Raw genomic sequence first — 26881 nt, 5'->3', positions numbered from 1 at the left:
TCTGTCAAAATGTTCACCTACTCCCTTTTAGAAAATTCATTTACCGGTTGAGATTAACGTGCTTTCCAGTCATGAATGAGTGAATAAACGACAGGTATGACTATTAGTGTAAGCAGTGTCGAAGTAAGCAGTCCGCCAATGATTGCATGCGCCATGGGTGCACGAGTTTCAGCACCTGAACCTATGGATAATGCAATAGGAAGCATACCGAAAATCATAGCTATACTGGTCATTAAAATGGGGCGCAACCTGGTACGAGCTGCATCCACCAGGGCGTCATTGCAAGGGACAGCTTGCTGCATGCGTTGTTTTGCAAAATCAATCAAGAGAATCGCGTTTTTGGTAACAAGTCCCATAAGCATCATGATGCCGATGAGCGAAATTACACTGAGATCGCTGCCGGCTAAAAACAGCCCAAACAGTGCGCCGATAATGGCTAATGGCAAAGAGAGCATTATGGCAAACGGTTCGGTATAGCTTTCAAACTGTGCTGCCAGTATCATGAAGATGAAGGCAACTGCCAAGCTCAAGGCAACTGCCATACTAGAGAAAGACTCCTCCATATCTTCTGATTCACCGACAGCGCTTACCTGATAGCCTACCGGCATTTGTATAGCTTTAAGGCTGGGGTAAAATTGATCATTAAAATCCCCTAGAGTAGTTTTTTCCAAATTGGCAGTCAGACGAATTTCTTTTTGCCGATCATAGCGGCTAATTTCCGCCGGGCTTGTTGTATATTGCCACTCGGTCACCTGAGACAGCGGGAGCAGCATTTTTTGTCCATCAGTTCTTGTCTTTTCACTGGGTACATAGATAGCATTCAGACTTTCAGGGCGGTTGCGGTCTGTAACTGTCAGGCGCGTACGGATATCGACACGTTCGTCACTGTCGTTGTATTTGCCGATGACTGTTCCATTTAGCAGAGTTTGAAGGGTGTTGCCAATGGTGGCGGTGGAAACGGCCAAATCGTTGGCACGCTCTGTTTTGATTTTAATATCCAGGTTCGGTGCTCCTGGACGATAACTGGAAACAATATCTTGCACACCGGCAATGCTCTCAATTTTTTGCCGCAATTGTTCAGTGATTTCTCCCAATTTTTCTACAGAATCACCTGTTATTGAAACGGCAACAGGTTTACCGTCACCTTGTTCAATATCAATTCGGACGCCAGGAATACGGTTGAGTTTATTGCGTACTTCAATGATTACTTCATTTTGACTGCGCTGTCGTTCTTTTTTGGGCACCAATGTTACAAATAGGGTTTGTTCTTTAGCAGACGAGGTGCTGTAGACATGTTTAACTTCAGGAATTGACTTGAGTTCCTGGATCATTTTTTGGGTAGTATTGTCCAATGCTTCTACCGTCGGACCGGCCTGTGTTGTTACTTTAACGGTGAATTGTGCCTGGTCGGTAATGGGAATAAAGGATGAACCCAGATACGGGAACAGCATCATGCTGAAAGCAAATAGGGTGATTGAGGCCCCCAATACCTTTTTGCGATGCTGTCCAAGCAATTTTCTCAATATAACAGCGTAGGCATCAGCCATCTTGTCAAACCAGCGATTCCACTTGGACCACCACTGTCCTATGCGGCCAGATGCTTCGTGATGCTGTCCAACCGGCAGATACAAGGCTGCCATCATCGGCGTCAAGGTAAAGGCAATGAAGAGTGAGACCAATACGGCAAAAGCGATGGTCAGTCCAAATTCTTTAAAATATTGGCCGACTACACCAGACATAAAGCCGACCGGAATAAAAACGGCGACAACGGTAAAGGTAGTGGCCATAACCGCCAGGGCAATTTCTTTGGTTCCATCCGCAGCGGCTTTAATGGCTGGTTTTCCCATTTGTCGGTGGCGAATAATATTTTCAATAACGACGATGGCATCATCAATGAGGAGGCCGACTGACAACGAAAGGCCCAAGAGCGACATGGTATTGATGGAAAAATTGGCCAATTTCATAAAGAAAAAAGTGGCTATAATAGAGGCAGGAATGGCTATTGCGCTGATGAGAGTGCTACGCCAGTCGCCAAGAAACCATAGCACGATAATTACAGCAAATAAACCGCCGATTATGAGGTCGAACCAAACTTCATGTATGGAGTCTTCAATTCGTTGAGCATCATCGCGAACCATATGCAAAGTCATGCCCCTTGGCAGATCCTGTTGGATATTTTTAAGTTCGGCTTTCACTTGTTTAGCTACATTTACGGCATTGGCACCGGACTGTTTACCGACTTCAATGCCAATGGCCTGCTGATTGTCGTAACGGGCAAGCGTCTCAACATCTTTGATTGTGTCCTTCACGCTGCCGATTTGCCGGTAATAGACCGGTGCGCCATTTTTGGTACCTATGATGATAGAGAGAAAATCCTGCGGGTTTTTAAAATTACCTGCTGTACGTACCGATAATTCCTGACTGGCCTCTGTCAGTTTACCGGCGGGAATATCCATGTTTTCCTGCTGCAGGCGCTGGGTGATTTCCGGTATAGAAAAACCGAAGGCAGCCATTTTGTCCCGGTCCAGCAGCAGTTGGATTTCCCGTTTCTGCAAACCGGATATTTTTAACTGACCAACGCCGCCAATTTTCTGCAGACGAGGTTTAATCACATCTTCCACCAGAACGCTTAGTTCGCGGAGATTCGCTGTTTCACTGGTAAGGGCAACAGCGACAACGGGTGCTGCTTTCATGTCGTAGCGAGCGATGACGGGCTCTTTGATGTTATCCGGCAGTTCACTGCGGATAGCACTGATTTTATCCCGGACATCCTGTGCAGCCACAGACGGATCGATATCTAGATTAAACTGAACGCCGATTTCCGCTTCACCTTCGCGGGATGTAGACTGAATATGTTTAACTCCTTTGGCCTCGCCGACCGCTTCTTCTACTTTTTTTGTGACTTGCGTGTCAATTTGTTCCGGCAGCGCGCCTTCGTAGGTAATGCTGACTGTTACATATGGATAGGATACATCCGGCATTTCGTCCACATTCATGCGCAAGTAACTGACAATCCCCAGTAATATGAGGGCAAGCAGGGTAACGGTGGCAAAAACCGGGCGTTTGATGCTGATTTCCGGCAAACTCATTGGCTTATGCCTCCTTCAATCAGTAAAGCGTCACCGTCTTTGATTTTATCAAGATTATCGATGACCACGGACATACCTGGCCGAAGCCCTGCTTTGACTTCCATCAGGTTATCGATTAAATCACCAGTTTCCACCAAAGTTTTTTTCGCTTGATGGTTAGTTGCGACGTAGACATAGTGCAAACCCTTTTGGGTCAGTATCGCTGACCGCGGTATCGCCAAAGTAGTCACAGGTTCGCCCGCTGTTAAGGTTGTTTGCGCAAACATACCTGGTTTTAACAATTGATTCAAATTATCTACTTTGATTTTTACCCGGAACATACGGCTTTCATTGCCTGCCACTGGATTTATGACCGCTATTGTTCCTGGAAAAGTTTGTTCAGGATAGGCGTCCACGGTAACGGTTACAGCGGCTCCAATTTTGGCTAGGGCAATATCCTTTTGCTCAACATTTACCACAACGTACACCTGATCAATTTGTTCCACAGTAAGGAGCGCATTGCCGGGTGAAACGACCTGTCCAATGGTGGCCGCTTTATTGGCGATTACGCCGGTTACTGGGCTTATGATGCTGCCGTCTTCAATTTGTTTTTGGGCATTGTTCAAATTAGCATAAGCGTTATCAACCTCGGTACGGCTGGTAATTAAACGGGCTTCTGCACTCTCGAGTTGTTGTTTGGTCACGGCGTTTTTGGCATACAGATAATTATAGCGCTGATAATCGGCCTGGGCGGTATTCAAATTGGCCTCAGTTTGCCGAACGTTGTTTTGAGCAATGCGAACAGCATTTGCCATCTCTATGGTATCCAGCGTCAGTAGTGTTGCTCCCTTTTGGACAGCTTGCCCGTCTTCAACAAGTATTTGATCGATTTTACCGGCAAAACGACTGCTAATAACAGCCGAGGTCAGTCCTTCGACCGTACCGGTTAATTTGAGTGTGTTTGGCTTTTGCGTTTGTCTTGCTTCTGCGGTAGTAACGGCCAGAGGCTGGATATTTACAACGGCCTGTTGCTGAGCATTATATATCCGCCAAGCGGCAGTACCGGCAAGCAGCACCAAAATCAGTATAATCATTAAAGTTCTAGTGCGAGGTTTATTCTTTATCATGGGTATCCTCCTCCGTAATAGTTCCCATTGCCTGTGCTAATTGCACGCTGTATTTGTTATAGTCATAGCGGGCATTGGTGTAGTTGAGCTTGGCGGAAGTAAGTGCCCCCTGGGAATCGATGACATCCAGGTTGGTGCCGAGACCAGACTGGTAGCGCACCTGGGCGATTGCATAATCTTCTTCCGCTTTGGCAACCACCTGAGAGGCGATGTCCAGAGCCGTACGGGCATTTTGTAAATTGAAATAGGCTTCTTTGGTTTCTAATGTGATTTGCTCCATCTTTTGCTGCAGCATTTCATGAGTTTTCGTAATTTCCCACTCTGCTTGTTTGATTTTGGATTTGGTTTTGCTACCGTCAAATAGATTGAAGCCGACTGTCAATTGGGTAGACCATGGATTAGGGGCACTATCCTGGTTCTGCCATTCTTTCTTGAGTGACAGGCTCACAGTTGGTAAATAGCCGCTTCTCGCGATCTGCGCGCCGTACTGGGCGGCTTTTTCTTCCTGACAGATTTCTTTGAAATCTGACCGCTATGTTAGTGCGGTTTGAATGGCCTGAGCTATCGAGCCATTATAGGCTACCGTTTCGCTGACGTCGGCTAAAGCAATATCCTGATCAGCGGGAAGTCCGAGCAATGTAGCGAACTGGCTGCTGGCCAATCTGGAGGTGTTTTTAGCTTTGCTGTGGTTTTGCTTTGCCTGAGCCAGTTCGACTTCGGTTCGCAGCACATCGCTTTTAATCACTGTCCCCTCAGAATATTGCGCCTGGACGATAGACAAGTGCTGTGTCAGACGTTGAACAGCTTCGTCAGCAAGAGCCACATTTTTTTCCGCTTGCAGGACGTTGTAATAGGCCAAATAAGTATTGGTGATAACTTGCTGTTTGGTATACGCAAAGCTATGCTGTGCACCAGTGTAAAGTTCCTTAGCTTGGCCCACAAGGCCTTCAGTGAGTCCGCCGCTGTATAATATTGTTTTTGCTTCTAGAGAAGAAGAGCGATAATTAGATGGATAAGTGATTGTGTCCGGATCATTATATGCTTGTAAATGATTTACGCTGAGAGTGGGCAGATAAGCTGAATGATTTTCCTTCACTAACCAGGATGCTTTTTCTGTTTCCGCTTTGGCAGCTTTTAACGCCGGGCTATGCGTGATTGCCAGCCGGACACTGTCGGCTATCGTCAGTTGAGCAGGCTGGGATGCGTACACTGGACCGAGCATGCTGCAAACCATTAGAGCTATGCCACATAAAAGTAAAGTTTTGTTTAGGTTCATGATTTTCTCCCTTTTTAAGATTTCAATTAATTCTTACTGATCTTGGTCTATAATTAAGCAAAAAACTAAAATTAAAAAGTAAATTCTTGATTTGAGTAAGGCAATTGGATTACGACCTTCACATTATATTGACAAAATCCAGCATAAACTATATTCTTAGAATATAGTCAAGCATACTAGTATAACTTTAGGAGAAACAATATGGATTTGCAATTTACTTCAGGACAGGTATGCAAAATATTCGGCATTACCAAACAGACGCTGCTTTTTTACGATAAGACCGGTATTCTGAAGCCCAAATATAAAGACCGTAGCAACGGATACCGTTACTATACGTTAGCTCAATTTGACCTGTTGTATTTAATTCTCTCGCTTCGGGAAACGGGGATACCCTTAAGTAAAATTAAAAGCCTTCTGGCTCAGAGGACGGTAAATGAAACCAGTACTATACTGGAAAATCAAATTTCTGAAATTCAAAACAAAATTGAGAATCTCCAAACAGCCAAAAGTAGGTTATATAAAAATCTCGTTCAAATCAAGCAGATTGAAGAAATGAAAGAATATGAGTTTAGGATAAAGTCTGTAGCCGAACAGCACCTTTTGGCAATGCCTGTACAGTATGTCAACGGATTTCCTGATTATTACTTGACCCTATCGAAAATCACAGAGCGTATGGCCAGCTATTCTATTCCGTTTTATTGGAACGTAGGATGTATCACAACACTTGAACCTTTGGAAGATGTTAAGGAGTCAATGTTTGTTGCATTAGACAACGCTATAGTGGATCAATATGTTAGGTTGAAACCGGCCGGCAACTACCTGTGTACTTATCATTATGGGCCTTATGACACCCTTGACGGTACCTACGATAAACTATTAACATATATAAAATCAAACCAGTTAATGATCTTAGGAGATTTCTATGAAAATTATATTATCAACAACCTCTCCACAGAGGATGAAACTAGCTATATTACAGAAATTTCAGTCGCAATCGATAATGGATTGAAGCAACCGCTTGCCTTACACCCCAATCCATAACAAAAGTCGTATCACTTACTCCACAACAATCAACATCAAAGGAGATAGTTATCGGATCTTTCATCTTTGGGTAAAATCGTCAAAATTTTTCAGCTTTTGATAAAAAACCCCATTGAATTGTATCAATTAATAATTAATTAATAAAATCCAATGAGGTTAAGAAGTACCCACTCATATATCTTTAATGACTTTATATTAGTTACGCTTTAGTGCCATTCCAATTACCTAAATAACGGACATGCTTTGCACTTATTGGTTTCCCACAAAAACTTTGCGGATGGTATTTATATACTCACGGGAATTCCACCCCTGCACCTCCATGCAACCGCGCCTTATAAATTCCCCCCACTCCTACTCACATACCTATTTCACAACTCCGACTGTTTTCTTTGCCTTGAATCACCTGCAGTTTACGTTTTTGAGCCTTTGGAGCATTCTCTGTTGACTTTTCTCCAAGCAAATTCAAATCAAAGTTCTTATTCGGCTTGATAATATTGCTCATTTTTTGCCTACTCAGGCCATCCTGTTTCATTTCCTGTATCATAGCTTTTATGACCGCGACGGACGTATCCGTCTTAAAATCCAAAGTAGCTAATTCAGGTGCCATAACCGCCAAAAGTGTACCTTCGGTAAATCGTTCCGGTGGCGTAATCTTTTATCAAATTGCTCTCTAATAGTAAAAAAAATAACAAAACCTGTTGTTACAACATCCAGCGTTCTAATTTGGCGCAAAAGCGAAGTATTGCCGATAACTGCAACTCATTTTATTAACATATTCCGAGAAAAAGATATTCCTTCTTTTCATATCACTTAAATAGCAAATTCAAGAGCAATAAAATAGGTGTTATAATCGCAGAAGCAGTGAGTATTTTAAAAATCCCCACTTGTTTTTCATCTATAGATTTTTGCCATTTATCAGCCGCTTTTTGCATCTGATTATAATTCTTCACCGCATTAGCAAGGATTTTTTTATATTCCTCCAGACACTGCTCACGAACTATTGCAGGTAACTCATTTGCAATACTCTGTACTGCTTCTGTTGTTTTCTTCAATGCCGCCACTGTTTCCGGAACAGTTTTTGTCACCTCATTCAAGCGTCCTATTTGTTCACTCAAAAGCCGTAAGGTTTCGCTGATATCTATCAACAAAGCAGATATTTCCGTTTCTCGCTTTTTCTCATTTTTCGCTTGTATTTCTACAGGATGAATATGTAGCGCAACCTCCCGCTGCGCCATATATTCATCTTCTAATGTTTCACTTATTTCCACATCCATAATGGTCACCTGTTATTCCTTTTTCAACGACAGATCCGGTTTACCAGCTTTGTCATTAAAAGTTTTATTGCATTTGCTGCAGAGCCAAAATACCCCATTTTTCAAAATACGAACAAGAATTGTTCCACATTCTGGGCATTTAACAACAATAGGCTTTCCATGCTCATCCTCATAAAAAAGTTTTCTGCCGGTTACTGGTGAAACACAATCCGGATTACTGCAGATATGGAAATACTTTTTAACCTTTGGCGAGTAACGACGGATGAGCTCTCCTTTGCTGCAAATCGGACACATCTCACATATTTTGCCCTTTGGCAATGGGAATTTCCTATTCTCAGCAAACTGAATGTTTTGATGCACCATGGTAATCATGTCATCCATATATTCAGACAAATTTTTCTTCCCTGCCGCAATTTCCGACAGAGCATATTCCATTTCTGCCGTTGCATCCGGCAATGTAAGCGAATGATCCACATTTTCTATCAGGCTGATACCGAATTCTGTAGGTAACAGTTCTTTTTTTATTTTCGTCATACAAGGCTCTATCGGTTTACCGTTCAAAATATCTGCCTGCAGTTCCGCAATAATCGTATCCCGTGTTGCCGGAGTACCAATTCCTTTGACCTCTTTCAGCTTTTCCCTATTGGGATTTTTCGCATCGACAAAACGCCAGATATTTGCCATTGCCGCCAAAAGCGTACCTTCGGTAAAGCGCTTTGGCGGAGTTGTTACCTTATCAGCGATAGAATAAGTGGCCTTTTCTATCTTTTCTCCTACAGCAAGCGCCGGAAGTTTTAAATTAGAATCAAGGGATTCTGCCTCCTTCTCTTCCGTTTCATAGGCCTTATAACCTTGTTTTAAAATGACTTTCCCGCTACCCGTAAAGATTTCGTCGGCAACGACCAAAGTAAACGTGATCTTTCTATATTCATGTGCAAGAAAGAACTGCAGCACGTACCGTTGTGCTATAAGTGCATAAATTTTTTGTTCTGTTTCCGTTAATTTTTCCGGTTGAATTCCCGTGGGAATAATGGCATGATGCGCTGTTATTTTCTCATCATTAAAAGCCTTACTCGTAAGCTTCATATCAGCGGTATCTGCACCAGCAATTCCAAATGCCTGCAATACAGGCAAAATTCTTGGAGCATCCTCTTTTTGCGATACCGGAATATAGTTACAATCACTGCGCGGATATGACACATATTTCTTTTCGTACAAATCCTGCACCGTAGCCAATACTTCTTTTGGTGAAAAGCCATATTTTTTATTTGCTTCCACCTGCAAAGTATCCAAAGAATACGGCAAAGGTGGCTGCTGCACCATATCCTTTTCCTGTATGTCCTTGACAATAACCTCTGCTTGTTCGACCTTCAGCTTAACAGCCTGCAGGATGTTTTTATCCTTAATACGGTTTTCTTCATCCAGTGGCAATTTTTCCGTTGGTTTCAAAGTTGCTTTAAACGGAATGCCCTCTTTTTCGAAAATCCCCTTCAGTTCATAATATTTTGCTGGCTTAAAGCCCTTGATCTCTTTTTCCCGGTTAACGACAAGCGCCAATGTGGGCACCTTTACTCGCCCTATACGAAACGTGCTCTCATAACCATATTTTCGTGCATTCACGGTATAGGCGCGTGTAAGATTCATCCCAACTAACCAATCTGCCTGCTCCCGGCCCAGACCTGCATAATATAAGTTCGCATATTTTTTATTGTCTGTAATCTGTGAAAAGGCTCGTTTCAAACTTTCATCATCTTTTGCATTGATAAGAAGACGCTGTACCTTTCCATCAAAATGCAAATATCGCAGAATCTCATCAATCAGCAATTGTCCCTCACGATCTGGGTCCCCCACATGAACAACAACATCCGTTTCCATTAAGAGCTTTTTTATCACGGCTAACTGTGCCACAGCAGCTGCAGCCGGTTTCACTTTCCATACTTTAGGAAGAACCGGGTAATTCGCCCAAACCTTATATTCCTCGCCATATTCCTCCGGTGAAGCAAGCCTTAGAATATGTCCAAACGCCCAGGTCACAGTCGTATCTCCACTTTGGATAAAAACTTTTTCTTTATGACAATTTCCATTCGGCCATAAATAGGCCGCCAAAGCCTTGCCAATATCCGGTTTCTCTGCGATATACGTGATTTTTCTCAAAAGAAACACTTCCTTTTTATTTTTATCGTGGTAAAATATAAAATATAATATTTGTTTTGCGGTAAATATATAAGTGGGTGATTTGGTTGAGTGAATTTGCAAAACGTTTAAAAGAATTAAGAAAAGGCAAGATGACGCAGGGCGAACTGGCTGATCTTTTAAATACGACCCAAGTACAAATTTCTTTATATGAAACCGGTAAGGATGAGCCGGCACCAGAGATTCTCAAAAAAATCGCAGAAATGTTTGATGTCACAACCGATTTTCTTTCGGGAAAAACCCCAGCTAAGGACGCTTCCGTGGATAAAGAAGCAGATACCTTAGCCCAGCGCATCAAAGTCATCCGTGTGTATTACGACAAATCACAGGAAGAATTCGCCAAAGACTTAGCCATCAGTCAATCGGCCCTCTCCTCCATTGAACATGGCACCATTCCCTCTGCCGAAGTCATCCAAAAGCTTGGCAAAATGGGATTTTCCTTGGAATGGCTGCTCTATGGCGAAAACAACCAGCCAATTTCGCCAAAACAGGTTTTAGAGGATACGGCTGCCGATTGGGAACGGACACGCATCAATAAGCTATTGAATTCACTTTCCCATGATAAGCTCAAGCTTTGCCGTCAATGTTTGGAGCTCTTTGTCTCATCCTTTACCAAAGAAAAATAAACCTTTTTATCTGTCTGGGCAAAGAGCAGGGACCCTGCTCTTTTTCGTTTCTTTCTAAATTAGAGCAACATGTCTTGCCCCGAATAAATTAGCCTGCCTGTTGAATGCCCGTACTACCGCTTTGCTTATGGGGGTTGAATATGACCACTGCACTTGGAAATGGGGCTGCATTTTTGCTACAACCAAATTTAAGCCTGCCGCGAATAAACCTTATTTCGCCTTTCATACAATAGTCATGCCACCATTTTGTATCTGTTCTTGATGGCAGCAAGCAAACCACGGTAGAACCGTTCAAGGATGATTCATAAGCTTTTTTTACCCATTTACCGATTTCTCTTCCATAAGGCGGATTCATCCAACAAGCACAGGGCGGCCATTCTTGCTTTAAGCCATCAAGTTTTTTATCAAACCATTCACAACACTTTGTATTTTGAACCGTAGCACAAACGTCTAGTTTGAAATGAAATTCTGCATTAAATTTCTCAAAAAAATCCCACGGTGTTTCCCATTCATCGGTTTTACTTGAGAAATGCACGGCTAAATCACTCATAAATAATCATTGCTCCATATTCGCTTAGTAAGATTCAAGCCAAATTCAATTTTTTCAGTGCAGTAATCCAACGATTTTTTCATTCCCCATACTGCATAAAACCCAAACTTTTCGTTTTCACTACCCGGTTTTGCATATCGTATTCGTTTGGATGGTAGGGATCATAACCGTAAAATTCTCCATCCCTGGCTTTTTCCCGTTCAATGCGATTGGCCGTATACTCTGCTTCCTGCATGGTCACTTGCTTCATAAATTTTGAACCCTTGATCTGTGCCTGATCAATGCCTTCCAATGCTTCTAAAACCACTGTTGCATTTTGTTTTTGCTTCTCACCCAAAAGGCCTGCTGTTCCCGCCTGTAAAATTTCTTCTTGTGCGGTTCCCCTAAGCTGCTGGTTTTGAAACACCTTCTGCGCGGTATTGGCAACATCTTGATTCACACTTTCTAAACTGCTATAAAGAAGCATCTCATACGGTTCATCAGGATCCGCCTTTCCTTGGACCTCCCGAAAAACTGTATCCAGCTCTGCCGCACTTTTTCTTGTTGGCATATCGCCGCTTCCTTGCACAGCTTTAAAAACATTTTTCAGTTCAGAATTTATGCCTGTTATCATCAAGATTCTGTTATTCAAATTTTCTAGGGTATTCTGCACCGCAGCAATAGCCTGTTCTGTTTCTTTTACGTTGTCAGCGAAACGCTTGGCATCAAAGACATATGCTCCCGGATATAACAGCTCTCCCCACCAGGCCTGCGCAATCAGAGAAGATCCGCTAAGCATTGCAATAGTAAAAACAACAACAGCTGCTTTACGGATTCTCATTCAATCACCTTCTTTACAAAACAAGTAAACGGTTCATAGGGTACAAGCAAGTCTACTTTCTTTACAATCAAATCTTTTGAAATTGGCCCTAAATACCGGGAATCAAAAGAAAGTTCCCTATCATTTAAAAGCAGCATTTCATTATCCGGCACCTGCCTTTCGCCAGTTTCTAACTGCGGCAATCCTTCCTGTTGAAAAATTTTATAGGCTTTCCCGCAAAGCTCTAACGCATCATCAGAAACCGTATATTTATCGCCTGGAAATCCCCGAACCTGCTTTAATAGCAAAAAGCCTTTTTCCACATGAAGCTTTGGCACATCCACCGGTAGCGCTACGATGACATAATCTCCATAGTGCAAATTCTGGTTAAGCGAAATTAGATAAATTCCCCTTGGCGCAGAATCTGTAGAATTGATATAAAATAGTTTTCCGACAAAAATATTTACTGCACCTAATACGGCAATGCCAAAAAGTATAGCTATCATGAATATCTTGAGTTTTTTCTGCCCACTCTTAAGACAATTCATAACGACCTCCCAAGGCATTCATAATGGACTTTGGCACACGGAAGGTTAATATCGCTAAGCCAATTAAGGATAAGCAGAACAGCACATATTTTGACATGGCTTCTGCAGTAATTCCATTATTTACGGTATAGGTTCCTGACAAATTCCGATTGACCTGATTTACATAAGCCTGTGCCCATCCTGGCAGCGGCTCATTCCTGGAAATACTATTAGGTCCACCGTTATAAGCGGCCAAAGCATAGTTCCAATCACCAAACTGTTCATACAGCCCCCGCATATACTTTGCCGAGACTTCCAAATTCTGCTCCGGATTAAAGGAATCATAGCAGCCCAGCCCAGCAGCAGTAGACGGCATAAGCTGACCTAAGCCTTCCGCGCCAACCGCACTGACCGCCTGCGAGTTCCAACTGCTCTCCGCCTGAATCTGTGCCAAGAAAAGCGTAACGGGAATGTTATATTTTTGCGCCTTTTCTGTCGCCAAAGCTACCAAGTCTGCCGGTCCGGAAACACTGCCTGATCCCGTCTGGGTTACTGCCGGTGTTTTCATGGTAAAAAGGTCCTGCGGCTTGGCATCCTTGATGCAGAAAACGCACAGCCCGACCATCACGGACAAAATCATGAGCTTTATAGTTGTAGATACCAGATGGCCGAAACTCCCTTCAGCCACAAATTTCGTAAACCCCAAGGCGGCAAACGGTCCGGTACAAAGTGCCACCGAAGCCGAAAAATAAAATTCGATATAGACGAGCATGATGTAACAGGACAGAAAGAAAAATATGCCCATGGTCAAAAAGGTAATGAGATAAATCGGCAGGATCGTTCCGAAATTCCGGACAAAATCCATCGAACCGAACGACGCAATTTTATTGAGTCCCGGCGTAACCAGATACACGCATTTTTGCATCAAAAGCTGCGGCTGTGACACGTTATCGGCAATTATCGTTGGATCTTGAATAAAGGTGCCCGATACCGAACTTACAAAACTCAGAAAAAAATCGTTGATGATTCGCTGCCAATTGGTAAAAATCAAAAACAAGAAACCGTATTTAAAGGTTTTCGTAATGACCTGATTCAAGGAAGTCTCCAGACCGGCGACAATAATCGGCAGCGTCAGATCAAGGATTGCCAGGACAAATAACAAGGCAAGTCCTGCCGTCTGCAGGCCGCTATAGCCTTTTGATAAAGTCGTCACCATTTGTTCCATCAGCTGATTTAGGGAATCTCCCAGCTGATACATCGCTGCCACGCCCCACGGCAGTGAAATATTGTCACTTCCTTTTTGTCCACTTCCCGGATTTACACTGCCATTCCCGCTAAGGTTAACCCCCAGCGCTACCAATCGGGAAGATGGATCTATGACCGAGCCCGTGTAATAACCAGAAGGCCAATATTCCAGATGACAATGCGCCCCGGTCGAGGTGCCAAGCTCGCCTTCATAGACATCGCCGCCGGTATAGCCAATCAATGTACCTTCCGCTACCGTGCCATCCGGACAAATCAAGGTATCCGGATTGCAGTCGCCGAAAAGAAGTGCTTCCCCATTGTCTCCCGTAATAAGCACCCAATAAATAAAACCATTGCCTGCGCCATGCTCGACGGTGCCATTGAATGGAGCAAGAATCGGCGTGCCGGACGAAGTACCGACATCCAATCCTTTATGCGTATGCCCCAGATGGTCTTCTTCACCAAATGGCGCCGTCACTTCGCCTCCGGCAAACGGTGCTGCGGCAAAGACAGCCGGCATGCTTACTAATAGAAAAATGCCTATCGCCACACAAATTTGTTTTATTCTCATAGGCACACCTTACTTGTTGCCATAGTCATTGCGGTTTCTCTGTGCTTCTTCAAATGCTCTGCCCGACCGCAGGTTTTTATAATCCTCATGATGATTAATGGCATTGTTGGCCCCACGCATCAAGGATCTGCCAATGGTGCTATTGGCAAATTTTTGCCGCATCATGGTTTTGGCAAAATTGCCGGAAAGCGAACCCCCGCTCACAGCTTGACTGGCGCGGGCCGCATTCATTGTCACTCTTGCATTGCCGTAGGTGGAAGCTGCCTTTGTTACCGCACCGCCTACGCCACCGCTCACAGCAGCAACGACAGCTGTGCCTGCCATTCTTGCCCCGCCAATCGCAGCTCCGGCATCCATGGCAGGCTGCCCATTCATCATGCTTGCCGCCAGATTCGGCAGCTGCCATGTAAGAAAGGCCATGGCTGCATAGGATAAGGACATGCGAAGCATGTTTGCGAACGATTCGGTTGCCGGAATGGCTTTTACATCCCCTGCCAACGAATTAAATAGGCCAATCAGGAAATACATGACCATCAATTTGATGCCAAAACTGAAAACAGCAGCTACGACGCGCTGAAATAAAAAGGACGTATAGCGAATGGCCCCAAACGGCAGCAAAATGACACCAATCGAAGCAAACACATTGAATTCAATCTTCGTCAAAAGAATCTGTAAGGTAATAAAGAAAAAAGCGCCTAAGGTAATGACTGTAGACAGTAGGTACATAAAACATTTTCCGAGGCCCCCATTGCTCATTATGCCGGTTTCATTAAATGCTTTCAAAAGACCGCCGACAACTTCAAATCCTTGTTCCAATATCTTGCTCGGTGCAATCCAATCACTAGATGGTGTTACCCCGGCAGCTGTTAGTCCGGCATATTGGAATGAAACTAAAATAGCCGAATTGATTTTATCCCACTGCAAAATGAGAAAAAGGAAAAATCCGACCTTCATCACCCGGCTGATCACGGCGGCCATCCGCAGCTCCGCGCTATACAGTGTCCAAGTTGTACAAACATCAATAACCGCCAAAACAGAAACGAGCTGCCACGCATAGGGCTGCAAGGCTAAAAAGCCCGTAATGCTGTGCAGCTCGAAAAATTTCAGTAATTCCGTCAAAAAATCACTGCTTGCAAAATCCACGCGCTCACCACCTCACATGGCCATAGGTTTGCCAGGGATCATCAAGGGCAGGCACGGTTTTCGTTACTTCCTGCTGCATTTTCGTAAGTGCTGCATCTTCGGCCTGTATCGCAGCATTAACAACCGCCTGATGATTCTGCTTTTCCAGCACCTCCGCCTGATTCTTCATCACCTGATTCTGCGCAGTTAAGGCTTGAAGTGCTGTATGAACGCTGTCGATATGCGCCTTTTCCGCCGCAATCTCATTGGCAAGCTGCTGTGCCTGTTTGCTGCCTTCGGGCGATTTGTTTTGCTCCAACAGATCCGTTAGTCGTGTTCTGGAAGCATCAAGCTCCGTCATGAGCTGATGGTATGTCGTTACATCATCCCGATTTCGCATAGATAAGATTTCCTGCAGCGTCGTGTTCACATTTTGCTCGGCCAAAGAAGTTTGCGCATAGGTATCTACGGCGATTTTAGGAAAGGTACTTTGCCAATAGCTATTCCATGCTGTGTCCTCTGTAAAGAACCCGGATTTTTTCATGGCCGTATTGATAGAAGACATACTGTTATTCAAGGCATCTTTATAACTATCCAGAACGGTTTCCGGCAGTGCCGTGAGTTCCTTCATCTGCAACGTAATTTGCTGCGCCGTATTCGTCACAACCTGAAGCGTTTCGGTATAGGTTTTGATCTGCTGCAGAATATTTTCACTGTCAATGACCGGGATGGATGCTTGCGCGGCCATGGGCGCTACCAGCAAAAAAGCTCCTACAATTCCCATCGTAAAGTGGTTTCGAACAGCCGCCATTTGAATTTCTCCTCTCCTTCGCAGGGGGTCCATTATGAACCCCCTATATTTTTCTACAAATAATGTTCCCTGTAATCCTGCCACTCCTCCTCATAGCCTTTGTACTCAAACCATCTTTGGATAAAGTTTTCACGGCCATATTCCGCTAAGATCCGATTCATCGCCTGCTGATCCTGCTTAGCTGTCGCCGTAACGAACGGGATTTCAGCAGGCTGCAGTGCGAGCCGAAAAATACGATTTCCTTTTTCTGAGGAATAATAATAATCGCGTTTTGGTGTCATGCTGGCAATCATATCAATCTGCTTATCATTGCAGTCAAAGGCCTTATAAAGCTCCCGATTTTGCGCGGTCCGCGCATTCTTATTTGCCAGATAAATCCGGTTCGGGCAATTATCCATCACTGTATTTAGAAGTTCCGGTTTATTGGCTAAATCCGAAAGATTCTGCGTAGCAAAAATAATGGAGGTATTCTTTTTGCGCATGTCCTTAAAGTACTCCCGAAGCTTCTGCTTAAAGGCTTCATTGTCAAAAAACAGCCAAGATTCGTCAAGTAAAATCAGAGAAGGCCCCACTGCGTCCTTTAACCGCGATTCAATACGATGGAAAAGATAATCCAGTGTCGATGGCACAATCGCAGGGGTACTCATAAGCGTTTCCATTTCATACACCTGCCAGCGCCCGATACCGGACACATCCTTGGTGTTATCGAAAAGCTTGCCATAGCTGCCTTTTACGGTGAGCGGAATCAACGCCTGCCGAATTTCCTGATCTTGTACCATTTCACAAAACGTGGAGATGGAGCGCTGCTCCTGGGGAAATTCCTTCAGGGAACGAAGTGCTTTCCAGACAAAGTTATCTTTAACTGGGGTAATTTCTATGTTTTTTTGCTTCAAATACGCCAAGATCCATTCTTTCGCCCATTTAATTTCCTGTTCATCATCAATTCTTGCTAAAGGCTGAAAAGATAACTCGCCTTTACCTTCGGCAGCAATGTTATAGAAATTGCCGCCAACCGCGAGCGTCAGCGCCCGACTGGAGGCTGCTTTATCAAAGATAAACACATTGCTGTCCGGATATTTCAAAAAATGCGCTTCCAAAGTATTCAGTAGTACAGACTTTCCGCTGCCGGAAGGACCGCAGATCAACGTGTGCCCCACATCGCCTACATGAAGGGATAACCGAAACGGCGTAAACCCATTCGTATCCGTGTAGAGCAGCACAGGCCCCTTTAAGTATTCATTTCTTCTGTCTCCAGGCCATATCGATGTGACCGGGGCAAGGTGACAAAAATTTAAGCTATTCACGATGGGACGGCGGATATTGGCCCGGTAACAGCCCGGAATCGAGCCCCACCATGCTTCCATGCTGTTGTCTGTTTCAATATAACCGCAATAGCCTAGAGAATTGACGGCCTCAAGTATCCGGTTGGCTTTATCCGTGCAGCGATCCTTATTGTCATCGAAAACCAGCATTGTCATGGTGTAATAGCCGTAGCTTACGGCATCCTGTCCGAGCTCCTGCATGGCAACGCTGACATCGTCTTTATTCAGTACTGCTGTTTCATCAAGAGCATCATTGAGTTGTTCCTTTAAAACAGCCTCACGAACCTGTGTCCAAAAGCTCTTAATTTGCTGGTTCCAGCGCATTAAAAAGTTCTTCAATTCTTCCGTGGCGTCCATTTTGGATAAGCAAATATAGCGCGATACCCAGCGATATTCGATATCCATGTTGTTGAATACGTCAAAAAACCCCGGTGTAGATACTGGCGGAAAATCCAAGATCGTAACCAGTTTGATGTGCTTTTCACCCAGCTTCATTTCCCGGCCACCAAGTACATCCGAGTCACAGATGTAATCCGTAATGTACTTATCGGGATTCACTTTCACAGGAAAACGCCGTGTAGAAATATTGGAATGCAGATAACTTAAAGCGCCTTGGGCATTGAGTGGTTTCATTTCCGGAAACCAATTTTGCAGCATATTCCCAATGAGATTGACGTTATTGATAAATTTTTCAACCGTCTCACAATAGACCCGCATATCGGCCTTATTCTTCCCTTTGTGTTTGGCATCGGCAATAAAGGCATCCGTAATTCGCGATTTCAAAAGCTGCGGCGGTTCACAGTAAACAATAAAATAATAGCTAGTTTCAAAATGCTTCTGACCGGCATAATAACCGGCTCTTTCATCCTCCATCTTCTGCACGATGGGGATGTCGATCTTTGCCGCATTGTACTTACTGGCAAGATGACGTTGCGCCTCAAAATATAGGACATAGCCCGTTGGCAATGTTTTGATGACATTGTTTACGGCAGCGTTATACTGCATGAGCTCCAGGGGCGTAGAGCTGTCCATATCCGGGCCCCGAAATTCATACACAGCCATCATGGAATGATCTTTTCCATGGACGACTCCTGTTTTTTCATCAACAAAGGCCCACGGTAAAAGATAGGGCAACCGCGCTTTTTCATGAAAAACGCCTACCTGCTGTGAAAACCTAGCTGTGAGCGTCCTTTTTAAAAATGACAATAGCTTTCACCACCTTTAGCGATAATAATAAGATTTATGCCCTCTCGCCCGCCAAAACACCAGATGAAACTGCGGGTCCTGCTGACCAAGATAGCGGAACAAATAATGAGCTGCAATTGCCACGAAAATAACGGTCCATGTTTTCATGAAGATACCGCCTAATACGGCAAACAATATTTCTGCAATAAACAAATTACGCGGCACACCCATCCAGTACAAAGGCTTTACCAAAGAACGATGAATCGGAATTTCATAGCCTTCCGGCAATTCTTCTTTTTGACTCATGGCGTAGCTCCGGCAATGGTAAGACCTCCTGCAGATGTCTGAATATAGGTCATGAAATTCGGTGCGAACAAACAAATGGAAACAGCCAAAATGAGCACAATAAACTTCTGTGTACCGCCGCCGGCATGGCCGGAAAAGAGTGCTATCGCAGCCCCGGCAATCCCCATGGCTCCTAGCGTCATGGGTAGTGGTCCTGTCAATTGGTCCGCCAGCGAATTAAAAAATTTCATCCACGGCCAAGTAATGCCTTCGACGCGATCACCACTGACCGTGCTGGCAAAAGCCTGTGTTGAAGCACTATTTAAAAGCAACATAACTGCAATAGACTTTTCCAGCGTCTTTTTCCGGATTTTTTCAAGCAAACCATTTTTCATAGGAAACCGCCTCCTCAAATTTTTTCTATATGATGCAAAATATATTGGTCTTTCAAACTGTCATAGGCCTTAACTTCAATGATGTCATTTACCACTCGGCTTTTTTTGCCGTCTTCGAGCTCCACATGTGCAATGGAAATCACTACATCAACGGCTTCCCCAATGAGTTCCTTTAAATCACCAGCGGCATCAGGATCTTCCTGCGCCAGTGACTTGATACGCGTCAGCCCTTCCTCGGCACCATTAGCATGCACCGTACAAGCACCGCCTTCATGCCCGGTATTCCAAGCTTTGAGCATCGTATAGGCAGCGCCATCCCGGACTTCTCCCACAACAATGCGATCCGGCGACCTGCGCATGCAATCGGCCAAAAGACGCGTCATGTTGTATTTGATCCCGCCTTGCCCGGTGTCTTGTTTGGTAAACATCGGGCTATAGTCATCTGCCGGGCATTGCAGCTCTGGCAAATCTTCCAGACTGATAATCCGGTGATAAGGAGATATTTTGGCAATAGCCGCTAAAATGGCATTGAGAAAGGTAGTTTTTCCGGTGCCTGTCCCACCGACAATCAAGATATTTTTTCGCGCCGCTATGGCTTTTTCGATATAGTTTTTATAGCTGAGGCATAGCACCTTATTGGCAACATAATCTTCCAGATAAAAGATTCTAAGTGCCTTTTTCCGGATATTCATCTGCGGCTTACGCACGATTGGCGGAATCTCACCTTGAAAGCGGGCCCCGTAGCCTGCAATCTCTGCGGAAATCGAAGGAATGTCTTCATTGACAATTTTGCCTACCTGACCGGCTACCAGCTCAATAATGGCTTGAATCTTTTCCGACTCCAAAAAGATCTTGGACTTTACCTTGCCCTCTTCATTTGACTGATACCGAACGAAACCATCGTCGTTGTTGTAAATTTCTGTGATGTCCGGCCTATGCATCAGGTCCACAACAGCAGCACCAAGCATCACATCCAGATTCTTATTCTCTGCCATAGCCGCTCACTTCCACTGAATTGTCTATGCTTTCCTCTTCTGCTGCTTCCTCAAGCGTTTGAATCCCCTGCTTTGCCGCAAAATCGTTATACAGCTCAATATAGCGATTGATTGCAGCTGTACTTTCACTTCCCTCAATTTTCTCCTTGGCATCCAGAACAGCACCGATCAACAACACCGTCTTATCGATAGGAAAGCCTGTTTTTTTGATGGTTTGGGCAATAAAATCCAGCCGCTGGGCCTCAATCTCCCTTTTGGTCCGCTTCATCTCCTGTCGAATCTTCGCCATGGTCTGCTCTTGTTTTTGCTGCAAAAAGCTGAACTTCTTCTCTAAGCGATGAATTGCTTTTGTTCCAGCCATGTTTCACATCCTCTCTTCCCTACTCATGGCTCTTGATATTCATAAGAAAATTCCTTGACTTTTTCTCTTTGGCGCTTCTCTTCGGCTGCCGCCTCCAATAAACGGTCCCGCTCCTGATAAGGATTATTGCGGATAAGATCACTAGCGGCCGGGGCATCCATCAATTTTTTTAGGAAAAAGCCGTTTTCGTAATACTTGACTTTATCGGTTAAAACCGGCGGGCTACCGCTCGCCACGATGATTTCCCGATCCCCAAGCCGCTTGATTTCATCTGCCGTCATGAGAGCTCTGGCGGTTTCCGACTTTGAGTAATTCTTATTGGAAAACCAGCCGCTGCTTGAAACGCTTTCTACCGTAATTGTCTTGTTGCCAAGCAGTGATTCCGTATATTTGCCGGTATCGTTGTCATTGGGCGCATAAAAAATCTGCAAATGGCAGTTCATGAGAATCTGATTGTCTTTCCCGTAGATGCCGTTGATCTGCGGCAGTCCCTGATTGATTAAAAAGGCCTTCATGCCATAGCCGGCGATATAGGAAAGCGTTGCCGCAAAGGACTGCAGATTCCCCAACGCAGAGAACTCATCCATCAAAAACAGGCATTTATGTTTGTACAAGGTTTTGGCTTGCCCATTTTCATACGTACCGATTCTTTTCGCATGATGCTTGACCATCATTTCAAAGAACAAGCGGAAGATCGGTGCCAGCCGTAAAAGGTCGGAAGGCGGCGTTACCAAGTAAAGTGATACCGGTTTTTTATAATTCATAAGATCATCAATGCAGAAATCACTGACAGACGTGTTCTTAGCCAACGTTGGATCAAGATATTCCTTTAGCGCCGTATTGGCTGTGGAAACAATGCTGCCGCACTCGTTATCTGGTTTCGATAAAATCTCGACAAAGTTCTGATAGATGATGGGATGCACATTGGGCATATAATCGAGAGACAGCGCATTCGGATAAATTTCCTTTAAATCCTCTGGGGTAAATCTTCTTTTCACATAGGCCTCACTGACCTTATCCCACTCCACAAGCTCAATGCCTTCGTCAGGCACATGATCAAAGGTCTGCAACGCTTTCAGCGTATCCAAAAAGCCTTTTGCATTTACTTTTTGCACCAGTTCGCCGTCTAGATTTTCCATGACTGGATTGCCGTCTTTATCAAATTCCGGAACGATATTTGCCTTCATAAAGGCGGCCACTGTATAAAGGTTTGGGACATGGGGATAATGCTCCGGATCACTATAGTGCGCATACATCAGATGCAAAATGACCACCGTAATGACCGTCGCGGCATTCGCGCCCCAATGGTCAAGGCTGGCTTTGCCTTCATAATTGGCTAGAATATAGGCCAAGTTCTGTGCTGCCGGAACTTCCGCTGCCGTTCCAATCGAAATTTCCTCCAGCGGATTCCACCGGGCAGAGCTGCCATCCAGTGCCGTTGGTTCAAACTTGATGACCTTATGCCCCATCCTCTTTCGATAGCCTGCCGTAATCCCCCAATTTTCACTTTTAATATCATTGACGATGACGCTTGCCTTCCAGCCGCCAAGGAGCGTTGGAATAATCAGCCCTACGCCCTTGCCGGAACGCGTTGGCGCAATGACCGCCAAGTGCTTATTGGAGTTATCTCGCAGATAAAAATGCGAACAAACAATATATAAATGCAGCATTTTTTTGTAAAACCACACCCAAGGATAGACCGTATAGAAGTCATATCTTTGCGGCTCATATTTTGACGGATGCTCTACTTTGTTTTGCAAGACCTGCAGTCTCTTTTCTAGCTTCTGCCGTGATGCAGGTTCATTTTCCGGAATTTCTTTTAATTGGGTTTGCCCTAGGATTAACTGATCACTTAAGCGGTCCATCTTTTTATCTAAACGCTTATCAAAGGCCATCTCAGCAAAAGACACCTTTTCCTGCTTGATTTTCTCCACCGAACGAAGCAGGGAAGTAAAGGTTCGCGTAAGTGCATTATCATATAACCCAACAACTACACCGCTGGCTGAAATCAGGTCCATCCCTAAGATGTCCTTGTACTCGCCCCAATGTGCACTGCCATGGGAATCCAACCGTCGCGGTGGCTGTAAAAACAGCAAAAGCAACAGCCCAGCAACAAAGCCACCATAAATATAGACATAGGTCTGTTTGAATAAATCCGGAATATAGGAATGAAAGTTCATGTACCAGGTGAAATACTTCCACGGATAATAGTAGGACTGCCCATTCATTTGAAACGGCGCACCCAAAAGGGGATTGTATTGGACCAAAGCGGCCAGCTTTTGTGTTGCCGTCCATAAACCAGCCAATGCTGGCAGGAAAAAGAACAACAACCTAATCATGGTATGCGCCGATGGCTAAATCCTGATTGACGAAAATGCTGAACTGAAAGCCCGGCTCAATCTCAATCGTCGGATTAATATTGGCATCCTTTTCGATGAGTTTCTGCCCGGTCTGCAAGATGGAGGCAACCGCTCCCGAAACAGCTTCTTGTCCCGGACTGCGTTTATCACTACCAGACGTATTGCCGGTCAAACTTTGCGCCGCCGCGCTAAAGAGTGCGCTTAGAAAAGCCGTTTGATATAACTTACCGCGATGCTCATTGTACTTATCCATGAGTCCCGGATAACCGGTTCCATCAATTGCCTGCTGATTCGGCAGTGTAAGTGAGGCACCATTAGGCAAGATAATTCGCTTGAAAACTACGCTGATTCTCTGATTGCCAAGGCCGCCAGTAGCACCCGTAGTACCAATCATCCGGCTACCCTGCGGAATCAATAAATGCGTGCCTGTAAGGCTGTCGTAAATATTCTGCCGGACCTGGGCCACGACATCGCCATTGGGAACATCACTGGTTACGCCCGTGAGCAGCGTTGCCTGAATCACCGCACCGGCATTTAAAACATAACTGCCCATATCCTGCGGTTCATCATCTGAAAAAGCATAAGACCGCGATGAATTTTGTATTTCGATTACGCCTGCTGCTCCTGTAGAAACCGGTGTAAATTCCGGCGTCTGGCCTTGCGAGACAGCTGCTGCAATTTTGAAAGCCAACGCACTGCTATTAATGGCCTGCTGTGCTTTCACTGCTTTTTCTTCTTCTGCCGCTGCAGTATCCCGGTAACTACTATTGGATACTGTAGCCGGTGCTGTTGGAACATACGTTACTGCAGCGGGTCGACTGGTTGTCGTGCTGGATGGCCGATAGGAATTCTGCACCGTATTTGGCGAAGTTGTTGCCTGCCCAGCCTGACTCCCATTGCTATTCAGATCATTCCCTTTATTTTTCTGATACTTGCCGATATCCGAATATTTATCTGGAAGCTGCTCTGCCGGTGTAGCCACAGTTGCAATTCCCCGATTGGAAAGTGGCTTATCTGCTCTCTCTTTCGTCCCAAAAAACGCATTGCTGGCAGCTGCCGTAATCGCAAAAAGCAGAACTGCGCCGCCTGTGACCATAATGGCTTTTTTCTTTAAGATTTTTGCCCGGCTTTCCGGATCATCGTCATCCAAAAAATCGATTTCTCCACTCTCCCCTGCCTGCTCTTCCTCTTTCGCATCAAGTTCCTGAACCGCTTCGCTTTCCCCGTCCCCAAAATCCTCATCCCGCTTTCTATGAAAGAACCCTTTGACTTTGTCGAAAATCACTGTGCATCACCACCTGTTAAACGTTTGGACAAACCAGTTTCTGCTTTTTTCGGATAGATATCTACATATACATTGGCGGAATAATGAAGTCTGGCATGCATAAACACGCGATCCGCAATGAAATAGGCTCCATGTATCCTATAGTTGACGAGCATCAATTTTTCTTTGTCGGTATTTTCTACGTTGTAAAGCACTGGCAAATCATATTTATTAGACTTTGGCATCTGAATGTAGGTCCGCGTTCCATCGTCAAAAACTTTGAGAGGAAATAAAGCAGCGTCCGCCTTTTTGCTGCCCTTGGTTTCATAGGAATAGTTCATCGTTTTGGCTACATAGTGCCCATCGATTTTCTCCGTAAAAATATCGATAAATTCTTTCTCTTCAGGATTTTGATAAACTTCCGTACTTGCCAATTTTCGATACATTTCTTCCGGATAATCCCATGAAATGACTGGATTATATGTATCCGTCGATGATATCGCCAAACGATAGGAACGTTTATCTGTATTGATGATAAAATTTGTGCTGATATCGGCAAACTTTGGTTTTATATAAACATGAACGGTATTATCTACATTGGCTGTGTCAATGTTCCAGCGCTCCGTATCCCCCGCTAATACCCCAACCAGTTTTTCATTCGGATGCAACGTAATATCCGTCACATGCCCAAGCTGTACATACACTTGATACACACTGCCCTCGTTATAGTCATACATCAGTTTGGAGGCAGAAACATAGGCATCATCCGTTGTATAAAAGGCTTTCTGCTCGGCAAGGGCAAGCAAATTCGATGAATACATCGAAACCGCTACAGCTATCGCGATAAAAATTTTGTGATGGTTCAATGCTGTCACCCCTTGCTTTCATTTTCTTTACTAAGAGTCAAATCCTTAATTTTAAGACCTAATGGATTAATGAGTAATTCTTCCTCTTTGCTCTGCGGCTCAATGACAATAGAAAAGAGCGCCACGTAACTGACTTTTTTCCCCGTCGTATTGCCGCTGATGGCATATTCCTCTTCTACCCAGCGAACCTGATAGGTTGCATTTGTTCCCGGCTGCAGTTGAATGGAACGGATCTGCGGCTGCACGGTCATACGCCCAAGGAGCGCAATGGGATTGTCTTTCGACACCATTGTATTGAATTTCTGGGCCGCTTCCTGCGTCATGAAATGCTTGGAGCGATTCCAGTTATTTTTATATTGGACCGGATCGAGCGGAATGGTTCTCGTATCAGCAATAAATTGAGCTAGAAAGGTTTTGATTTCGGCCTCTTGCGGTTTATAGTTTGTTGCCTTTAACTGTCCGCCGGTTTCCACCTGCCCGGTAGCATTATCCACGCGCACGACATAGGTTTTATAATTTGCCGTTGTCGCAATGAAGATGATGGAAAGCACACAGATAATCAAAAGAACGAGATACAGCAAATTTCTTTTTTTCGCTACATCCTTATCTAATGCCAAGTTATATAAATCAGATTGAAATGGCCCGGCAGCCTTTCGGTCAAAAACTTCTGTCGGCTCCCCTTTAGGAAAAAATTTGGTTTGCGGTTCCATATATTCTACCTCCTTTACGGTGAATATTATCATTATTTTAATAAAATGTAAATAATAATATTTGTGCAAAATCAGCTATAATAAAGCTATCTTCTCAATATTTTTACCTAAATTAAAATAATATATATTTTACTTTCAGAGATAAAATTCATATAATATAAGTAGAAAAATGCATCGACGTCGAGAGGCAAAACCCATAATGCGCATTTACACAAAACTCTAACGAGCTTTGTTGCGCCACCCTCCAGCTGGACCGAATTGCTGCCTCCGGCAGACGGCTTTGCCGTGCTTCGTTTTCCTTCGGATAAACGGCCCGAAAAATTTTTACAAATTTTAAAAAGAAAAAGCAGCTCCGAAAGATCTGGGACTGCCAATGGTGAGCAATATGGCCCATTACTATTTCGAAAACACGCCACACGGCACACGAAAAAATGGTTCCAAGCTAAATACCAAAACGCATTATGACTATATTTTCCGTGAAGGCGAGTACGCCCATATGGAAACCCGCGAGGAAGATCTCGCCTTTACGTCTTTTGGAAATATGCCAATCTGGGCCGATAATCCGGGAATGTTTTGGGAAGCAGCCGAAGCACATCGTGACAAGCCGGATGGCCGCGCTTACCGGGAATTTCGCTTTGCCCTGCAGGAAGAATTCACGCTTGCTGAAAATATGGAGCTTATTGAGCAGCTTTTAAAAGAAACCGGCATTAAGGATCATCATGTCTATTCCTATGCCATTCATGATAAAGCGGCCACTTTTGACAAACAGCATCGAAACATCCATTGCCACCTGATGTTCAATGAAAAAATCATCGAACACGACCGGCCACTTTCTTCGGATAAATTTTTTAACCACTATGCGGTAAATCGCGCCGGTGAACCAACGCAGGGCTATCGCTCATCCAGAG

Annotated in this window: 25 protein-coding genes; 3 read left to right on the top strand and 22 right to left on the bottom strand. The window is 44.4% G+C overall.

Annotated features, from left to right (window positions below):
* Positions 1-53: 53 nt before the first annotated feature.
* From I6751_RS05440 to I6751_RS05425, 4 genes are read right to left on the bottom strand one after another with little or no spacing between them, the layout of a single operon-like run.
* Positions 54-3089, bottom strand: coding sequence for an efflux RND transporter permease subunit (locus I6751_RS05440; protein WP_196591928.1), 3036 nt, complete (start codon positions 3087-3089; stop codon positions 54-56).
* Positions 3086-4195, bottom strand: coding sequence for an efflux RND transporter periplasmic adaptor subunit (locus tag I6751_RS05435; RefSeq protein ID WP_196591929.1), 1110 nt, complete (start codon positions 4193-4195; stop codon positions 3086-3088). Before I6751_RS05435 ends, I6751_RS05440 begins: the two co-directional genes overlap by 4 nt.
* On the bottom strand, positions 4182-4709 hold the full coding sequence (locus tag I6751_RS05430) for a TolC family protein (RefSeq protein WP_196591955.1): 528 nt from the start codon (positions 4707-4709) through the stop codon (positions 4182-4184). The genes I6751_RS05435 and I6751_RS05430 overlap by 14 nt, the downstream gene beginning before the upstream one ends.
* A gap of 18 nt (positions 4710-4727) precedes the next feature.
* Positions 4728-5417 (bottom strand): TolC family protein, encoded by a 690-nt coding sequence (locus I6751_RS05425; RefSeq protein ID WP_196599008.1) that lies wholly within the window; start codon positions 5415-5417, stop codon positions 4728-4730.
* 255 nt (positions 5418-5672) lie between these two features.
* Here I6751_RS05425 and I6751_RS05420 point away from each other — a divergent pair, with 255 nt between their 5' ends.
* Complete coding sequence (locus I6751_RS05420; protein ID WP_196591931.1) at positions 5673-6512, top strand: MerR family transcriptional regulator; 840 nt, start codon at positions 5673-5675, stop codon at positions 6510-6512.
* A 355-nt stretch (positions 6513-6867) separates the two neighbouring features.
* On the opposite strand, the gene I6751_RS05415 is transcribed toward I6751_RS05420, so the two are convergent.
* From I6751_RS05415 to I6751_RS05405, 3 genes are all read right to left on the bottom strand, one after another.
* Positions 6868-7128, bottom strand: a complete 261-nt coding sequence (locus I6751_RS05415; RefSeq protein ID WP_196591932.1) for a hypothetical protein — start codon at positions 7126-7128, stop codon at positions 6868-6870.
* Between the two features lie 190 nt (positions 7129-7318).
* Positions 7319-7786: a hypothetical protein gene (locus I6751_RS05410; protein ID WP_196591933.1), complete on the bottom strand. Its 468-nt coding sequence runs from the start codon at positions 7784-7786 to the stop codon at positions 7319-7321.
* Positions 7787-7798: 12 nt separating this feature from the next.
* On the bottom strand, positions 7799-9949 hold the full coding sequence (locus tag I6751_RS05405; RefSeq protein WP_330998636.1) for a DNA topoisomerase 3: 2151 nt from the start codon (positions 9947-9949) through the stop codon (positions 7799-7801).
* Between the two features lie 77 nt (positions 9950-10026).
* On the opposite strand from I6751_RS05405, the gene I6751_RS05400 reads away from it, so the two are divergent.
* The gene (locus I6751_RS05400) at positions 10027-10605 is read left to right on the top strand and encodes a helix-turn-helix domain-containing protein (RefSeq protein ID WP_196591935.1); all 579 of its coding nucleotides are present in this window, start codon (positions 10027-10029) and stop codon (positions 10603-10605) included.
* Positions 10606-10693: 88 nt separating this feature from the next.
* On the opposite strand, the gene I6751_RS05395 is transcribed toward I6751_RS05400, so the two are convergent.
* The 15 genes from I6751_RS05395 to I6751_RS05325 all read right to left on the bottom strand — a co-directional run bounded on the left by I6751_RS05395 (position 10694) and on the right by I6751_RS05325 (position 25973).
* Entirely contained in the window at positions 10694-11155 is a 462-nt protein-coding gene (locus tag I6751_RS05395; RefSeq protein ID WP_196591936.1) for a DNA N-6-adenine-methyltransferase, read from the bottom strand.
* A 79-nt stretch (positions 11156-11234) separates the two neighbouring features.
* Entirely contained in the window at positions 11235-11975 is a 741-nt protein-coding gene (locus I6751_RS05390) for a hypothetical protein (protein ID WP_196591937.1), read from the bottom strand.
* Positions 11972-12502 (bottom strand): S26 family signal peptidase, encoded by a 531-nt coding sequence (locus I6751_RS05385; protein WP_196591938.1) that lies wholly within the window; start codon positions 12500-12502, stop codon positions 11972-11974. The genes I6751_RS05390 and I6751_RS05385 overlap by 4 nt, the downstream gene beginning before the upstream one ends.
* Positions 12489-14297 (bottom strand): transglycosylase SLT domain-containing protein, encoded by a 1809-nt coding sequence (locus I6751_RS05380; protein ID WP_196591939.1) that lies wholly within the window; start codon positions 14295-14297, stop codon positions 12489-12491. Before I6751_RS05380 ends, I6751_RS05385 begins: the two co-directional genes overlap by 14 nt.
* A gap of 9 nt (positions 14298-14306) precedes the next feature.
* Positions 14307-15440 (bottom strand): P-type conjugative transfer protein TrbL, encoded by a 1134-nt coding sequence (gene trbL, locus I6751_RS05375; RefSeq protein ID WP_196591940.1) that lies wholly within the window; start codon positions 15438-15440, stop codon positions 14307-14309.
* Positions 15441-15444: 4 nt separating this feature from the next.
* A complete protein-coding gene (locus I6751_RS05370; protein ID WP_196591941.1) occupies positions 15445-16230 on the bottom strand; it encodes a type IV secretion system protein in 786 nt (261 codons plus the stop codon).
* 53 nt (positions 16231-16283) lie between these two features.
* Positions 16284-18758 carry a VirB4 family type IV secretion/conjugal transfer ATPase gene (locus I6751_RS05365; RefSeq protein WP_196591942.1) on the bottom strand — a complete coding sequence of 825 codons (2475 nt, stop codon included), beginning with the start codon at positions 18756-18758 and terminating at the stop codon, positions 16284-16286.
* Between the two features lie 15 nt (positions 18759-18773).
* Positions 18774-19043, bottom strand: coding sequence for a VirB3 family type IV secretion system protein (locus I6751_RS05360; RefSeq protein ID WP_196591943.1), 270 nt, complete (start codon positions 19041-19043; stop codon positions 18774-18776).
* The gene (locus tag I6751_RS05355) at positions 19040-19417 is read right to left on the bottom strand and encodes a TrbC/VirB2 family protein (RefSeq protein ID WP_196591944.1); all 378 of its coding nucleotides are present in this window, start codon (positions 19415-19417) and stop codon (positions 19040-19042) included. Before I6751_RS05355 ends, I6751_RS05360 begins: the two co-directional genes overlap by 4 nt.
* Before the next feature lie 14 nt (positions 19418-19431).
* The gene (locus tag I6751_RS05350; RefSeq protein ID WP_196591945.1) at positions 19432-20412 is read right to left on the bottom strand and encodes an ATPase, T2SS/T4P/T4SS family; all 981 of its coding nucleotides are present in this window, start codon (positions 20410-20412) and stop codon (positions 19432-19434) included.
* The gene (locus tag I6751_RS05345; protein WP_196591946.1) at positions 20399-20773 is read right to left on the bottom strand and encodes a hypothetical protein; all 375 of its coding nucleotides are present in this window, start codon (positions 20771-20773) and stop codon (positions 20399-20401) included. Before I6751_RS05345 ends, I6751_RS05350 begins: the two co-directional genes overlap by 14 nt.
* Before the next feature lie 23 nt (positions 20774-20796).
* Entirely contained in the window at positions 20797-23112 is a 2316-nt protein-coding gene (locus I6751_RS05340; protein ID WP_196591947.1) for a type IV secretory system conjugative DNA transfer family protein, read from the bottom strand.
* Complete coding sequence (locus tag I6751_RS05335) at positions 23105-24229, bottom strand: TraB/TrbI/VirB10 family type IV secretion system protein (protein WP_196599007.1); 1125 nt, start codon at positions 24227-24229, stop codon at positions 23105-23107. Before I6751_RS05335 ends, I6751_RS05340 begins: the two co-directional genes overlap by 8 nt.
* A gap of 185 nt (positions 24230-24414) precedes the next feature.
* Positions 24415-25263, bottom strand: coding sequence for a TrbG/VirB9 family P-type conjugative transfer protein (locus I6751_RS05330; RefSeq protein WP_196591949.1), 849 nt, complete (start codon positions 25261-25263; stop codon positions 24415-24417).
* Between the two features lie 5 nt (positions 25264-25268).
* A complete protein-coding gene (locus I6751_RS05325) occupies positions 25269-25973 on the bottom strand; it encodes a VirB8 family type IV secretion system protein (protein WP_196591950.1) in 705 nt (234 codons plus the stop codon).
* A gap of 373 nt (positions 25974-26346) precedes the next feature.
* Here I6751_RS05325 and I6751_RS05320 point away from each other — a divergent pair.
* On the top strand, positions 26347-26881 hold a 535-nt coding region (locus I6751_RS05320), incomplete at its 3' end, for a MobA/MobL family protein (protein ID WP_231038030.1).

Origin of the sequence: Pectinatus frisingensis, assembly GCF_015732285.1 — a bacterium.
Lineage (GTDB): Bacteria > Bacillota > Negativicutes > Selenomonadales > Selenomonadaceae > Pectinatus > Pectinatus frisingensis.
This window is presented reverse-complemented; position numbering and strand designations above follow the sequence as displayed.

Excerpts from the sequence above, each read along its gene's own strand:
- I6751_RS05380 (WP_196591939.1), bottom strand. The coding sequence starts at position 14,297 with ATGAGAATAAAACAAATTTGTGTGGCGATAGGCATTTTTCTATTAGTA.
- I6751_RS05390 (WP_196591937.1), bottom strand. The coding sequence starts at position 11,975 with ATGAGAATCCGTAAAGCAGCTGTTGTTGTTTTTACTATTGCAATGCTT.
- I6751_RS05345 (WP_196591946.1), bottom strand. The coding sequence starts at position 20,773 with ATGGCTGGAACAAAAGCAATTCATCGCTTAGAGAAGAAGTTCAGCTTT.
- I6751_RS05325 (WP_196591950.1), bottom strand. The coding sequence starts at position 25,973 with ATGGAACCGCAAACCAAATTTTTTCCTAAAGGGGAGCCGACAGAAGTT.
- I6751_RS05420 (WP_196591931.1), top strand. The coding sequence starts at position 5,673 with ATGGATTTGCAATTTACTTCAGGACAGGTATGCAAAATATTCGGCATT.
- I6751_RS05335 (WP_196599007.1), bottom strand. The coding sequence starts at position 24,229 with ATGGTCACAGGCGGCGCAGTTCTGCTTTTTGCGATTACGGCAGCTGCC.
- I6751_RS05440 (WP_196591928.1), bottom strand. The coding sequence starts at position 3,089 with ATGAGTTTGCCGGAAATCAGCATCAAACGCCCGGTTTTTGCCACCGTT.
- I6751_RS05360 (WP_196591943.1), bottom strand. The coding sequence starts at position 19,043 with ATGAGTCAAAAAGAAGAATTGCCGGAAGGCTATGAAATTCCGATTCAT.
- I6751_RS05370 (WP_196591941.1), bottom strand. The coding sequence starts at position 16,230 with ATGGCGGCTGTTCGAAACCACTTTACGATGGGAATTGTAGGAGCTTTT.
- I6751_RS05355 (WP_196591944.1), bottom strand. The coding sequence starts at position 19,417 with ATGAAAAATGGTTTGCTTGAAAAAATCCGGAAAAAGACGCTGGAAAAG.
- I6751_RS05395 (WP_196591936.1), bottom strand. The coding sequence starts at position 11,155 with ATGAGTGATTTAGCCGTGCATTTCTCAAGTAAAACCGATGAATGGGAA.
- I6751_RS05385 (WP_196591938.1), bottom strand. The coding sequence starts at position 12,502 with ATGAATTGTCTTAAGAGTGGGCAGAAAAAACTCAAGATATTCATGATA.
- I6751_RS05340 (WP_196591947.1), bottom strand. The coding sequence starts at position 23,112 with ATGATTAGGTTGTTGTTCTTTTTCCTGCCAGCATTGGCTGGTTTATGG.
- I6751_RS05425 (WP_196599008.1), bottom strand. The coding sequence starts at position 5,417 with ATGCTCGGTCCAGTGTACGCATCCCAGCCTGCTCAACTGACGATAGCC.
- I6751_RS05350 (WP_196591945.1), bottom strand. The coding sequence starts at position 20,412 with ATGGCAGAGAATAAGAATCTGGATGTGATGCTTGGTGCTGCTGTTGTG.
- I6751_RS05435 (WP_196591929.1), bottom strand. The coding sequence starts at position 4,195 with ATGATAAAGAATAAACCTCGCACTAGAACTTTAATGATTATACTGATT.
- I6751_RS05410 (WP_196591933.1), bottom strand. The coding sequence starts at position 7,786 with ATGGATGTGGAAATAAGTGAAACATTAGAAGATGAATATATGGCGCAG.